The organism is Meishania litoralis (assembly GCF_042611095.1).
GTDB lineage: Bacteria > Bacteroidota > Bacteroidia > Flavobacteriales > Flavobacteriaceae > Meishania > Meishania litoralis.
On the sequence record NZ_JBHFPV010000001.1, the window covers coordinates 1,790,841 to 1,805,116 of the forward strand.

8 protein-coding genes are annotated in these 14,276 nt (G+C 42.8%); 6 read left to right on the forward strand and 2 right to left on the reverse strand.

The window, feature by feature from the left end:
- Nucleotides 1–12 precede the first annotated feature (12 nt).
- Together ACEZ3G_RS08050 and ACEZ3G_RS08055 are read right to left on the reverse strand one after the other, a co-directional pair.
- Nucleotides 13–1,359, reverse strand: a complete 1,347-nt coding sequence (locus ACEZ3G_RS08050) for a sensor histidine kinase (RefSeq protein WP_432424925.1) — start codon at nucleotides 1,357–1,359, stop codon at nucleotides 13–15.
- A 90-nt stretch (nucleotides 1,360–1,449) separates the two neighbouring features.
- Nucleotides 1,450–2,814 carry a sigma-54-dependent transcriptional regulator gene (locus tag ACEZ3G_RS08055; RefSeq protein ID WP_432424926.1) on the reverse strand — a complete coding sequence of 455 codons (1,365 nt, stop codon included), beginning with the start codon at nucleotides 2,812–2,814 and terminating at the stop codon, nucleotides 1,450–1,452.
- A 283-nt stretch (nucleotides 2,815–3,097) separates the two neighbouring features.
- On the opposite strand from ACEZ3G_RS08055, the gene ACEZ3G_RS08060 reads away from it, so the two are divergent.
- The 6 genes from ACEZ3G_RS08060 to ACEZ3G_RS08085 all read left to right on the forward strand — a co-directional run bounded on the left by ACEZ3G_RS08060 (nucleotide 3,098) and on the right by ACEZ3G_RS08085 (nucleotide 14,262).
- Entirely contained in the window at nucleotides 3,098–4,444 is a 1,347-nt protein-coding gene (locus tag ACEZ3G_RS08060) for a TolC family protein (protein WP_432424927.1), read from the forward strand.
- 52 nt (nucleotides 4,445–4,496) lie between these two features.
- On the forward strand, nucleotides 4,497–5,747 hold the full coding sequence (locus ACEZ3G_RS08065; protein ID WP_432424928.1) for an efflux RND transporter periplasmic adaptor subunit: 1,251 nt from the start codon (nucleotides 4,497–4,499) through the stop codon (nucleotides 5,745–5,747).
- 66 nt (nucleotides 5,748–5,813) lie between these two features.
- Complete coding sequence (locus ACEZ3G_RS08070; RefSeq protein ID WP_432424929.1) at nucleotides 5,814–6,509, forward strand: ABC transporter ATP-binding protein; 696 nt, start codon at nucleotides 5,814–5,816, stop codon at nucleotides 6,507–6,509.
- 48 nt (nucleotides 6,510–6,557) lie between these two features.
- Nucleotides 6,558–8,990, forward strand: a complete 2,433-nt coding sequence (locus ACEZ3G_RS08075) for an ABC transporter permease (RefSeq protein WP_432424930.1) — start codon at nucleotides 6,558–6,560, stop codon at nucleotides 8,988–8,990.
- A gap of 68 nt (nucleotides 8,991–9,058) precedes the next feature.
- On the forward strand, nucleotides 9,059–11,458 hold the full coding sequence (locus tag ACEZ3G_RS08080) for an ABC transporter permease (protein WP_432424931.1): 2,400 nt from the start codon (nucleotides 9,059–9,061) through the stop codon (nucleotides 11,456–11,458).
- A gap of 401 nt (nucleotides 11,459–11,859) precedes the next feature.
- Nucleotides 11,860–14,262, forward strand: coding sequence for an ABC transporter permease (locus ACEZ3G_RS08085; RefSeq protein WP_432424932.1), 2,403 nt, complete (start codon nucleotides 11,860–11,862; stop codon nucleotides 14,260–14,262).
- The last annotated feature ends 14 nt before the right edge of the window (nucleotides 14,263–14,276 follow it).

A 14,276-nucleotide genomic window follows, 5' to 3' on the forward strand; every position in this document is an offset into this window, starting at 1 on the left:
TGCGGGGTTCTTTTATTCAAAACTAAGAGTGAAAACAGTATACTCATTTGAGCTTACCTGTATTGTGCCTCCGTGCAAATGCATGATCTGCTTTGAAAGACTTAGGCCGATTCCCGTGCCTGTGTCCTTGGTGGTAAAAAAAGGAACGAAGATTTCTTCGATTACATCCGCCGGTATTCCGGGGCCATTGTCGATAACTTGAATGTATTTTGTGCCGTTTGCAGTGCTTCCAGCTGCCATTTTGATCTTTCCATTTTCTTGACCCTGTAAAGATTGCAGCGCATTTTTGCAGAGGTTGATCAATATCTGTGAAACCTGTTTCTCGTCCAAATAGAGTTCAAGTTCCTCGGGATCCGATACTACTGAGAATTCAACATGTTGCTGGTCATTTTCTTGGCTCATCAGCACCTTCACCTTTTCTAATAACCGTTGGGCGTTGATAAGGCTTTTATCGGGTTTGGGCAAACTTAAGAAGCTCCTGTACGACTGTACGAAATCCATGAGATTTCCCCCTTGTTCTTTTATAACTTCTAGTCCTTTGACCGTATTTGAAATGTGATTTTCGTTAAAATCCTTTAATGGTACAAGCCCCTGATTGGTCTTGTAATATTTAAGTATGGATTCTGAAATCGAGGTTATCGGGGTAATCGTATTCATAATTTCATGGGTGAGAACACGGATCAGTTTTACCCATGAATCGGTTTCCTTTTCGTCAAGTTCTTTGTGTATATCTTGCACAACGACCAATAATAGTTCCCTTCCTTCTGAAGAGATCGAAGTCGATTTGAGCGCCAATTGTTTTTTTTCCCTTTCATTGATGAGCTGTACCAATTTTCGTTCGAATGGTTTTAGCTCTTCGAAAAGTTCATACAGTTTTTGGTCAACTTGAGAAAGTTGTTTGATATGGTTCAGAGGGGTATAGTCAAATAGTTTTTCAATGGTGGGGTTGGCAAAGAGAATATGGCCTTTCTCGTTTATCGTTAAAATACCGATATCGGCCTGTTTTATTATTTCTTGATAATATTGTTCTTGGGCTTGTTTTTTTAAATGGATTTCCTGTATCATCTCATTGAGCATATTGAGACTGTGATTGAGCTCTTCCAGAGATTTTACCGTGAGTTTTTCAGGAAATCGTAAGGTAAAATCCTCGTTTTTTATGGCATCGAAAAAATAGGCGATCTTTCGATTGGTCTGATTTACATAATGGATCAACAAAGAAGTCAAGAGGATCAATACGAACAAGGCCAGCCCGGCAAGTATATATTGTTCTCTAAAAAAGAAATAGCCTACGCCAAGTGCCGCCAGTGCAATGAATATGATGCGAAATACAAGTTGTAGATAAATATGTCTACTTACCATATTTTTAAAGTTCTACCTAAAAGAATGTTTTTATGAATTTTGGTTTTTGAAAGGGGGCCAAATAAAGAAAATACTTTTTTGAACATTCGACTATTTCCCCTTTTTTTTGATTTTATTGTATAAGGTCTGCCTTGAAATACCTAGCTGTTCCGCTGCGGCACTATAGTTTCCGTCATTTTGGTCAAGGGCGTTCGAGATCATCTGCGCTTCCATTTCTTCCAAGGTTATCATATTTTTTTCCGCCGATGGCATGTATTTAGTGTTCAACATAAAGTCGGTCGATTTCAGAACGTTCCCCTCAGAAAGAATTACCGCTCTTTCAATAGTATGTAGGAGCTCACGAACGTTTCCCGGCCACTGATAGGCCATTAGTTTTTCTTGTGCGGCCTGATTGATTTTTAGTCCTGGTTTACCGTATTTGTGGCTAAACTTGTTCAAATAGAAATCGGCCAAAACGAGAATATCGTTTTCTCTTTCCCGTAATGGGGGTACCTCTACCGAAATGGTATTGATACGGTACAAGAGATCTTCCCTAAAAAGTCCGTCAGTAACCATTTTATCCAAATTTTCGTTGGTAGCGCAGATCAAACGAATATCGACCGGAATCGACTTGTTCGAACCTACCCGTACTACGGCCTTGTTCTGTATGGCCGATAATAGCTTGGCCTGTGTTTGTAGTGATAGATTGCCAATTTCATCTAAAAACAAGGTGCCGCCGTTGGCCGCTTCGAATTTGCCGGCCCTATCTTCTTTGGCATCTGTAAATGCCCCTTTTAAATGACCGAACAATTCGCTCTCGAAAAGATTCTCAGAGATCGAGCCCATATCAACGGCAATAAACACTTCGTTCTTTCGAACTGAGAGCCCGTGCAATTCTCTTGCGATCAGTTCTTTTCCCGTTCCGTTTTCACCCGTGACCAATACGTTGACATCGGTTTTGGCCACTTTGCCTACCAATTTGAGCACGGCATCGAGTGCTTTTGAATTTCCTATGATATGGTTTTTGCCCTGATTGATTACCTGCTTTAGGTTATTTTCTTTTTGTTTAAGGGTGTTTATTTCTTTGCGCGATTTACGTAGTTCATAGGCCGATTTCACGGTCGCCAATAATTTGTCATTGTTCCATGGTTTCAGCACAAAATCGGCCGCCCCTTCTTTCAAGGCCTTTACGGCAAGATCTACCGCTCCATACGCGGTCATCATGACTACAGAGGTTTGAGGAGACTTTTTTTGGATTTCCCTCAGCCAAAAAAGGCCTTCGTTACCTGTATTGACACCTGCAGAAAAGTTCATGTCAAGCATTACGATATCGAAATCGACCAAATTGGGAAAAGAAGTGATTTGGTTCGGATTGAATATTGTCTTGACCGTTTTGTATTCGAATTGTAATAAGATTTCCAAAGCACTAAGTACACTCTTATTATCATCTATGACAAGAATTTTTGCATCTACCATACCAGCGTATTGTTGTCTATAGCTTCACCAAAAAACATTCCATTCGACTCCAGATTTTTTTGATTGAATGTCAATGGCCCAATTCGTGGGGTTTTAAAAGCTTTTAAAGCTACGATTTGAAAATGACAAAATTTTGAAAGTGTCAATATTTTTGACAGCGTGTGTATAACTATTTTACAGTATATTCTTTATTGTTTATTGCTTATTTATATAAAAAACTGATAATCAGATATATGCATTTATGGCACAAGACTGGTTATGTATGTGGCATACTATTTAGAATATGAACTTTAAATCTTCATTACGGCTTTTTTTATTTCTCTTGATAGGGGCAAGCACCTTTGCTCAAGAGAAGTGGACTTTAGATGAGTGCGTGGCCTACGCACTTGGGCATAATTTGCAACTAAATGATTTGAGATATAGTGCAGATTCGAGCAAAGAAACTTACAAACAGTCAATACGAAATCTACTGCCGGGTGTAGAGGCCTCATCAAGTTATACGATTAATTACGGAAGAAGTACAGACCCCTTTACCAATGATGTCGTTACGACCGACTTCTTTTCGAACAATTATTCATTGAACTCCTCTATCGATTTGTTCCAGGGTTTTCAAAAGATAAATTCGATAAAGGCCTCCAAATTTTTGTATAAAGCGGCCCAGAACGAGACCTTGCACGAAAAGTATCTTTTGGCGTTTCGTGTTATGCAGGCTTTTTATGATATCGAGTTTTATAAAGGATTGGTCGCCATTTCAAGGGAGCAGCTCAATGTCTCACAGACGAACTACGACTTGGTCGATAAGCAAATCGAACTAGGGCTCAAGGCCGGAGCCGATTTATTCGAAGCAGAATCATTGTTGTTGACCGATAAATTGAATGTTACGCAGAGCGAGAACCAGTTGATGGCGGCAAAATTACAGCTCATTCAAGAAATGAACCTGGAGAATACGAGCGATATCGATATTCAAACACGTATCGATTCGAAATTGACCGAAGAAGCTGCTCCAGAAATACATTCCGATTCGATCTATTCTACCGCAAGGGAGTTTATTCCACTGATAAAGGCCCATGAATTGCGCGCACGGGCCGCCAAGAAACAAGTAGCAATAGCCCGGGGAAGGCTTTATCCATCACTTTCACTTTTTGCGGGAATAGGAACGGGCTATTTTGAAACCACCCGTGACTCTTTGGCCAATACCCTGCCCTTTCGCGAGCAGTTCAGAGACAATACGTCACGTTATGTCGGGGTCAATTTGAACATACCCATAAGCTATGGTTGGTCTTTGCGAAGTCGTGTAAAACAGGCAAAAATAGAACGCTCAAGGGCCGAAAACAATTTGAAGATTCAAGAGCAAGAGCTTTTTCAGACAATCGAACAGTTGGTGCAAGCCTACAATGCACTTGGGGTTGAGTATAATCAGAGCACAAAAAAAATGGAATCGCAGCGTATGGCTTTTTCCATTGCCCAAAAACGATATGAAAAGGGAATGATCAATGCCATAGAATTGTTCACGGCAAAGAATCTTTTTGCAAGTGCCCAAAACGAGAATTTACAGGTAAGGTTAAGATTGGAGATCAACAAAAGCACCTTGGATTTTTACAGCGGCCTTCCGGTATTTAATATAAACTAGACAGAATAGAATGATTGCCGCTTTCGCGGAAATGACAACAAAAGAATTAAAAATGGACATACAATTAGAAAAGAAAAAAGGTTTAAGGCCCAAGCATTACGGTTACATTGCTCTCGGCCTATTGTTGCTGTTCTTGGCATATCAATTACTTTTCGTGACTTCGGTTTCCACTTTTCGAACAGAAAAGGATAAGCTATCCATAGCACAGGTCACACAGGGCAAGTTTGACGATTATATTACCATCAATGGCAATGTTGCGCCTATTGCAACGATATATATGGATGCCTACGAAGGCGGTAGGGTGAGCGAGAAATTGATCGAAGAGGGGGCCACCGTAAAAAAGGGAGATATTATTTTGAAGCTTGAAAACATGAATTTGTACGAGCAGATCTTGGCCAGCGAAAGTAATCTTGCCCTAAAGCAAAATGACCTCCGTTCGACAAAATTGACGTTCGATCAGCGTCAAGTAGAGGGTAGAAAGTCTTTGGCGACCGCTAGTACCGACTTGCAGCGTTTGAAACGAAATTTCGAACAGAATCAGGCGCTTTATGACGATGAACTTATTTCAAAAGAAGAATACCTGAAATCAAAAGAAGATTATGAGCTTTCCCAAAAGCAATATGATATCATAAAACTGCAAACGGAAAACGATGACGAGCTTCGCAAGACCTCGTTGACGGGCTTGGATGCCGACCTTGCCCGCATGCAGAAAACCTTGGGCATGGTTTACCAACGCCTCGATCATTTGAACGTTAGGGCGCCGGCTGATGGTCAATTGGGCTTCTTGGACGCCGAAATAGGCCAAAGTATTTCCCAGGGTGAACGCATAGGTCAGATCAATGTGCTCACCGACTATAAGATAGAAGCAAGTATCGACGAACATTATATCGATCGGGTACAGCGTGATCTAACGGCCGTACTTGAGCGTAACGGAAATGAATTTCCATTGCGCTTACGTAAGGTTTATCCTGAGGTAAGAAACGGAAAGTTCAAGGTCGATTTGGTCTTTACCGAAGAGAAACCAGAGACCATTCGTACAGGTCAGAGCTATAACATCAAATTACAACTGGGCGAATCGAGCGAAGCCCTTTTATTGCCAAAAGGTAGTTTCTTTCAGAGTACTGGCGGCCAATGGATTTTCGTAGTTGGTCCCGATGGGAGTGAGGCGTTAAGGAGAAATATCCGGATAGGAAAGCAGAACTCCAGATATTATGAGGTACTAGAGGGACTGCAAGCGGGCGAAAATGTGATAACCAGTAATTACGATAGCTTCGGCGAGTCAGAGAAAATAGTGTTAAAATAGAATATAACTGTCACCAAAACAGAATAGTGCAGTCTTTAATTATAACATGTTAAAAACAATCAAGAAATGATACATATCCAAAATTTGAAAAAAAGTTTTAGAACGGAGGAGGTCGAGACCTTGGCATTGAACAATGTCAACCTAAAGGTCGAGGACGGAGAATTTGCCGCCATTATGGGCCCTTCGGGTTGTGGTAAATCTACCCTTCTCAACATCATCGGTATGCTCGATAATCCGACCGAGGGCAGCTACAAGTTTGCGGGCCATGAGGTCGGAGGGCTAAAAGAACGCCAGCGCACAGAGTTGCGTAAGGGAAACTTAGGTTTCGTCTTTCAAAGTTTTAACCTCATCGATGAACTTACCGTTTTTGAAAATGTCGAGCTTCCGTTGATCTATCTCAAGGAAAGTAAAAGCAGCCGTCGTGAAAAAGTCATGAAGGTTTTGGAACGGATGAAGATTGCGCATCGCGAAAAACATTTTCCCCACCAACTTTCCGGAGGTCAGCAACAGCGTGTAGCGATTGCCAGGGCGGTGGTTACCAATCCGAAACTGATCCTTGCCGATGAGCCGACAGGTAATCTGGACTCGAAAAACGGAATCGAGGTCATGAACCTGTTGACCGAATTGAACCAAGAAGGTACCACCATAGTAATGGTAACGCACTCTGATCGTGATTCACACTATGCGCATAGGGTCATCAACCTGTTCGATGGTCAGATAGTAACGGAAAGCCAGAATAGGGCTGTTGGGGCAATGATGTAACAACATCGGGTTTATTCATCAATCATCAATCATCAAAAAGCGGGGACCATGTTTAAAAACTATATTAAAATCGCTTGGCGAAGTCTCAAAAAACAGCCTTTTTTTACCTCCCTAAATATCTTCGGCCTAGCCATTGGTATTGCCGGGGGTTTGCTTATTTCATTGTATATCTATGATGAGCTGAGTTATGACACCATGTTCGCCGATGCAGATAGAATATATAGAGTGAACGCCGATATCAAGTTCGGAGGTCCGGCCCGTGATTTTGCGGTTCAGTCCGCACCGATGGCCGCTACCTTAAAAAATGACTACCCCGAGGTAGAATTGGCGACCCGTTTCAGAACGACGGGCAGCATGTTGATCAAAGAAAGTGGTACCGAGACCAATGTAAAAGAAGAACAGACAACTTATGTAGATGCGACGTTTTTTGAAATGTTCGGAGTTTCCCTTTTAATAGGTGATACGGCGACGGCACTCAAAGAACCCAATACGCTGATCCTTACCAAGACCGCTGCCGAAAAACATTTTAACGTGAACGAGGCATTGGGCCAGCACTTGGTGTTGAATAATGGTGATACTTATACGGTTACCGGGGTAATCGAAGATTTGCCTCGAAACTCTTTTCTTAGGGATCATAGTGTCTTTATGGCGATGGAAGGTTATGAAGATTCGCGTAATACCGAATGGGGCAGCCATAATTACCAAACCTATGTCAAGCTGATACCCGGTGCCGATGCCAAAGGTTTTGAAACTTCCCTCAAAAACATATTGAAGGATTATGTAATGCCTTGGGCGCAGCAAATCTATCCTGGCGTTTCCCTTGAACAATTTGAGCAATCGGGCAATTATATCAGATATAGTATTATTGGTTTGACCGACATTCATTTGCATTCCGACCGTGTAGCTGAGATCAGCCCCAACAATAGAATCGAGAACATTTACATTTTATCGTTCATTGCCGTATTTCTCATCGTTTTGGCTAGTGTGAACTTTATGAACTTATCGACCGCGCATTCATTAAAACGGGCCAAAGAGGTCGGTATTCGTAAGACCTTAGGCTCTGGGAGAGCCGCCCTTGTTCGTCAATTTTTGATCGAATCGACGTTGATTGTACTTTTCTCGCTAATAATGGCACTGATACTCTCGGCTTTGGCTTTGCCCCTCTTTAACTCCCTGTCCGGTAAGGAAATTTCACTTCCTTTGTTAAATCCTGTTTTTTGGTTGGTTCTATTGGCTGCCACCGCGATATTGGCCCTTTTGTCAGGCAGTTACCCATCTTTGTTTATGTCGCGTTTCATTCCCGTGAAAGTACTCAAGGGAAGTGGCGAGAACAGTTTGGGGGGCAGTAAGATCCGCAATGCTCTGGTCATTTTTCAATTTGCCATATCCGTTTTTCTTATAGTGGCGACCCTTGTGGTCTACCAGCAATTGCGGTTCATACAGAACAAGGAACTTGGTTTTAATAAAGATCAAGTTTTGGTGGTGAACGATGTATTTGCGATCGGGCAACGCGCAAACTCCCTAAAGGATCAGGTCCAAGGTTTAGGATTTGTCGAAAGTGCCACGTTGAGCAGCTACCTTCCGACCCCATCGAGTCGAAGCGACAGCTCCTTTTTTAAGGAAGGATCCACCGAGCAGGAAAATGCCATTAATATGCAGGCTTGGGGCGTTGACCATGAGTATATGTCCACATTGGGACTCAAGATTGTCGCAGGTCGTAATTTTGACCGTCAGTTCGGCACGGACTCCTTGGGTATAATCGTCAATGAATCGGCTTTGAACATTTTGGGGTTGCAACCTGAGGAGGCCTTGGGATTAAGGCTTTCGCGAGACCTTGGTCAAGAGAATCCTGAGTTTTATAAAGTCATAGGTGTGGTCGAAAATTTTCACTTCGATTCGATGCGTAGTGATATTGGTGCACTCAGCCTTACTTTGGCCGACAATGGTGGAAGCATGGCCGTCAAGCTTAAGGCCGGCGATTTTTCGAATGTCGTGGCTCAGGTCGAAGCCGTCTGGAATAAAGTGGCCCCGGACCAACCTTTCAACTATTATTTTATGGATGAATCGTTCAATACCACCTACGAAGCCGAACAACGTTTAGGTCGAATCTTTATGATTTTTTCCATACTCTCGATCATCATTGCCTGTCTCGGTCTTTTCGGGTTGGCCGCCTTCAACGCCGAAAAACGTACCAAGGAAATCGGGGTACGCAAGGTGCTTGGCGCCAGTGTCGGGCAGGTCGCCTACCAGCTTACCGTCGACTTTTTAAAACTAGTTGGTATCGGAATACTTATTTCACTGCCGATTGGGTGGTTTGCCATGAACAAATGGCTCGAAGACTTTTCGTACCGTATTGAAATAGGTGCATGGGTATTTGTTTTGGCCGCTTTATTGGCCATCGCAGTTTCCATAATAACGGTAAGCTATCAGAGCATAAAGGCAGCGATCGTAAACCCTGTAAAAAGTTTACGTACCGAGTGAAACACTTTCTAAATTAATGAGTCTTTTTATATAACGAACCTAATACATCAATCATAAATCGAACGGTCATGTTTAAGAACTATTTGAAAATCGCTTGGCGAAACCTAATAAAGAGTAAGGGCTATTCGGCCATCAATATTGGCGGGCTGGCCCTTGGTATGGCCGTGACCCTTTTAATAGGCCTTTGGGTGGTCGACGAGCTTTCGTATAATAGCTATTTCAAGCACAAGGATAAAATAGCCCAGGTCTATCAATCGCAGACCTTTAATGGAAATACCGGCACAGGCCCGGCAATACCAAGACCTTTGGAGAAAGCCTTGCGTGATGGCTATGGTGACAACTTCAAACACCTTATCATGGCATCATGGACGAACGACCTGTATCTAAAATACAATGAGACCAATCTCTCTAGATCGGGTAATTATATGCAACGCGAGGGTCCCGAACTTTTGGAGCTGGAAATTATCAAGGGCGAAAAAGACGGCTTGCGCGAAGTGAATTCGATCATGCTTTCCAAATCGACTGCCGATGCCCTTTTTGGAGGTGATGACCCTATAGGCAAAACCGTTAGGGTGAGCAACGAACATGACCTGATGGTTACCGCGGTCTATGAAGACATTCCCGTGAACAATACGTTCAACGACACCGATTACATTATTCCTTGGGAACAGTATCTGGCCTCACGGGAATGGGTAAGAAATGCAGAGGATCAGTGGGGCAACAACTCGTTCCAGATATTCGTCAAACTGGCCGACAACGCGAATATGGAAACGGTCAGTCAGAAGATTCGCAATGTCAAAAAAGATTTGAACGAAGATACGGCCGAGTTCAATCCGCAGATATTTCTTTTTCCGATGAACGAGTGGTACCTGCACGGTAATTTTGAAAACGGCAAACAGGTCGGTGGAAGGATCAAATACGTATGGCTCTTCGGTATCATTGGGGCTTTCGTGCTCCTCTTGGCATGTATCAATTTCATGAATCTGAGTACGGCCAGATCTGAAAAGAGGGCCAAAGAAGTAGGTATTCGAAAATCCATAGGATCTCAAAGAAGACAATTGATCAATCAATTTTTGAGCGAATCGTTCTTGGTCGTGGTATTTGCCTTTATAATTGCCTCCTTAATCGTGCTGTTATCGTTGAACGGCTTCAACGAATTGTCGAGAAAGGAAATTTCATTTCCGTGGAATAGCGGTATCTTTTGGCTAAGTTCCTTGATTTTCATTCTTATTACCGCACTGGTGGCCGGTAGCTATCCGGCATTATACTTATCCTCGTTTCGACCTGTGGATGTTTTGAAAGGAACCTTCAAAGCGGGCAAATATGCGGGGCTTCCGAGAAAAATATTAGTGGTATTGCAGTTTACGGTTTCCGTGGCCTTTATCATCGGCACCGTCATCGTGATGCAACAGATAAACCATGCCAAGAACCGTCCGGTCGGATATGATAAGGAAGGCCTGATCCAAGTGCCGACATTCAGTCAAGATTTTACGGGCAAATACGATTTGATGCGCAGCGAGTTCTTGAATTCGAACGCGGTGGTCGAAATGTCTTCATCCAGTAGTCCGACCACCCGAATTTGGTCAAATCGGGGCGGATTTACCTGGGAGGGGAAACCGGAAGGCTTTCAGGAAGACCTGGCATGGACAGAGGTATCGGCGGAATATGCCAAATCATTGAATCTAAAAATTGTTGAGGGAAGGGATTTTTCAAGGGATTTCGCATCCGATTCCCTGGCCGTTCTTATCAACCAAACGGCCAAAAAGTATCTCGGCATGGAAAATCCGATCGGCAAACTTTTGAAAGACGACGACGAAGAAGACCCCAATCCTCCTTTAAAAATCATTGGCGTCGTAGAAGACATGATCACGCAGTCGCCCTACGAGCCTGTAAAACAGGGGGTCTATGTTTTCGACAGGTTCGACAACTCAAGTTATTATAACCTTAGGCTGAACCCCAACCAAAGTGCAAGTCAGAATATTGCGATAGTGGAAAGGGTTTTCAAAGAACACTTTCCTGATATTCCTTTCAACTATGATTTTGTCGATAGCGAGTATGGCGAAAAATTCGCCGCCGAAGAACGTATCGGGACCCTATCGGGGATTTTCACTGCCCTTGCCATTTTGATCAGCTGCCTCGGGTTATTCGGTCTTACGTCTTTCGTGGCCGAGCAACGCACTAAGGAAATCGGGGTCAGAAAAGTATTGGGAGCTACTACTTTCAACGTCTGGAACATGCTCTCCAAAGACTTTTTGAAGTTGGTCATTATCTCTTGTTTTATTGCCATTCCGATTTCCTACTACATCATGAACGGTTGGTTGCAAGACTATCCATATCGGGTGATTATGGAATGGTGGATTTTTGTTCTTGCCGTTGTCGGGGCATTGGCAATAACCATCTTGACGGTCAGTTTTCAAGCCATCAAGGCCGCGAACGCCAACCCTGTTAACAGTTTGCGAACGGAGTAGGCCCCCTCTGTCCTGTGGACATCTCCCCCGAAGGGGGAGAAAAAAAGGAATTAAAAAAGTGAAATATGAGATGTTAGAAGTGAGATATGGGATTAGAAATTGTCATTTCGAACTGAGCGAACTGAGCGTTAGAAATCTAAAACATGCCGAGATTCCCTTTCTACCTCAGGCAGGCTCGTCGTTGTGCTCCGACGGAATGACAAGGATAAATGTTTTGGATTTGCGCCAAAAACCACCAACCACCAAGCATTTACTACCGTGTCAATATATTGTACAGAAGGTGTAAAATAATTTTACGATCAAAGCCTTGTTTTTTAACATTATATTTTATAAACAATTGATTATTAAAAGTTTAAGAATGTGGCACGAATATCGTTCTAGTCATTCAAAACCTATCGGCAATGTTCAAGAACTACCTAATTATTGCTTGGAGAAATGTTCTAAAGAATAAGGGATTATTCTCTATCAATCTTGTCGGACTTGCTTTGGGCATTGCTTCTTGTCTGATTATGATGCTCTTCGTAGTCGATGAACTTAGCTACGATAGCTACAATAAGAAGGCCGATCAAATAGTCACGGTAGTCTTTAGGGCAAAGGTAAGCGGTGAGGAAATAAAGGAAAGCTCGATAATGGCACCCGTAGGTGAGACCTTGAAAAAAGAGTTTCCGGAAATATTGGATGCCACTCGGATAAGAAACTACCACACCCCAAAGATTATTGTTGACAATCAATCCTTTCGCAAGGACAAATTCGCGTTTGTCGATGCAAATTTTTTCGATGTTTTTACCCTTCCTATTATCGAAGGCGACGATCAAAATCCGCTAAAAGAACCCAACACGGCCGTAATTACAAAAGCAGAGGCCAAGAAGCTTTTTGGTGCTTCAAGCGCGATTGGCAAATCCTTCCGTCTAGACGGAAAAGAACAACCCTTTCGGGTAACAGGAATAATTGAGGAGGTACCGAGAAACTCGCATTTTCATTTTGACATTTTTGCCTCGATGGAAGGTCTTGAAGAGGCCAAGAGCAACTCTTGGTTCGAAGGAAGTTTCTATACCTACCTTCTGCTGAGAAAAGATACCGATTATAGGAATCTGGAAACTAAGTTTCCCCACATCATAGAGAAGTATATGGGTGCCAATATGCAGCATGTAATGGGCATGCCCTATGAAGAGTTCATGAAGGAAAATCAATTGGGTTTCAAAATATTTCCGCTTACCGATATTCACCTACGTGCCGACAATGCCGTTAATGACCAATTGGAGCAAGGGGGTGACATTAAATACGTCTATATTTTTAGCGCGATCGCTCTTTTCATGCTGTTGATTGCCTGTATCAATTTTATGAACCTATCAACGGCAACGGCCTCAAAAAGAGCCAAGGAAGTGGGTATACGAAAGGTCTTGGGATCTAATAAAAATCAATTGTTGTATCAATTTTTGTCTGAGTCCTTTATCGCCACATTGTTCGCGATGTTCTTGGCGGCCATTTTGGTGATAATATCGTTACCCTACTACAACGAACTTTCGGGCAAGGAACTTGAGGTCGATTACCTTGGCCGCCCCTTTGTCTTGATATCTCTTTTTCTCTTGACACTTTTGGTCAGCCTATTGGCGGGCAGTTATCCGGCCCTCTTTTTATCATCCTTTAAGCCAATGACCGCTCTTAAGAATAAATTCTTGACAGGTAATCAAAACAATGGTGTACGAAGTGGTTTGGTCGTATTTCAGTTTGTCATTTCTGCCGGATTGATTTTGGCGACCCTCGTCGTAAACCAACAAATGCAATACATTCAAGATAAGGACATAGGCTATGAAAGAGATCAGCTGCTTGTTATTCGCGAAGCACATCTCTTGGGTAAGGATCAAGAGGTTTTCAAGAACGAGATGCTGAAAAACCCTAAGGTGGCATCTATTTCTCAATCGGCCTTTGCACCGGCAGGCGATTCAGACGATAGCCAGACCATGATCTCCAATGATGGCCAATTTGTCAGAAGAATGCCCGTGTACAATATTGATGAGCATTATATATCGACAATGGGCATGGAGCTTGTGGCAGGGAGAAATTTTTCGAGGGAATTCGGGGCCGATTCGACCAATGTGATCATTAACGAAACCGCTGCGAAAATCTTGGGCCTTGGTAACGAACCATTGGGTAAAAGAATAACAGAAGGCAATAATACTGACCGGACCGTAATCGGAGTGGTCAAAGACTTTCACTTTAAGTCATTGCACCAGCCCATTGATCCCTTATTCATGTTGTACGCACCTTATGGCGGGCTTATAATCAAGGCCAAATCTGCCGATATTTCTGAGTTGATTAAAGACGCCAATGCATTGTGGAACAGTTTCGGTACCGATGAGGTCTTTGGATACTCGTTGATGGACGAGTCTTATAAACAGACCTATGTTGTAGAGCGAAAAATGGGTATAGTTTTGAACATCTTTGCCATGCTGACCATTCTGGTCGCTTGTTTAGGGTTGTTCGGACTGGTCACCTACACTTCAGAGCAACGATTTAAAGAAATCGGTATCAGAAAAGTTTTGGGCTCATCGGTATTTGAGATTGTGGCCATGCTTTCGAGAGATTTTATAAAGCTGGTTATGATTTCCTTCTTCATTGCCTTTCCCCTGGGATATTATTTAATGGACAAATGGCTCGAAGGTTTTGCCTACCGCATAGAGATAAGAGGATGGATTTTTGCCTTAACGGCATTGGCGACATTATTGGTTGCTTTTGGAACCATCGGATGGAAAAGCTTTCGTGCGGCGACCATGAACCCGGTCGAGGCGCTGAAAGAAGAATAAACGAAAAAACGGAT

Coding starts and splice junctions, on each gene's coding strand:
- ACEZ3G_RS08085 (WP_432424932.1), top strand. CDS start 11,860: ATGTTCAAGAACTACCTAATTATTGCTTGGAGAAATGTTCTAAAGAAT.
- ACEZ3G_RS08070 (WP_432424929.1), top strand. CDS start 5,814: ATGATACATATCCAAAATTTGAAAAAAAGTTTTAGAACGGAGGAGGTC.
- ACEZ3G_RS08060 (WP_432424927.1), top strand. CDS start 3,098: ATGAACTTTAAATCTTCATTACGGCTTTTTTTATTTCTCTTGATAGGG.
- ACEZ3G_RS08055 (WP_432424926.1), bottom strand. CDS start 2,814: ATGGTAGATGCAAAAATTCTTGTCATAGATGATAATAAGAGTGTACTT.
- ACEZ3G_RS08080 (WP_432424931.1), top strand. CDS start 9,059: ATGTTTAAGAACTATTTGAAAATCGCTTGGCGAAACCTAATAAAGAGT.
- ACEZ3G_RS08075 (WP_432424930.1), top strand. CDS start 6,558: ATGTTTAAAAACTATATTAAAATCGCTTGGCGAAGTCTCAAAAAACAG.
- ACEZ3G_RS08065 (WP_432424928.1), top strand. CDS start 4,497: ATGGACATACAATTAGAAAAGAAAAAAGGTTTAAGGCCCAAGCATTAC.
- ACEZ3G_RS08050 (WP_432424925.1), bottom strand. CDS start 1,359: ATGGTAAGTAGACATATTTATCTACAACTTGTATTTCGCATCATATTC.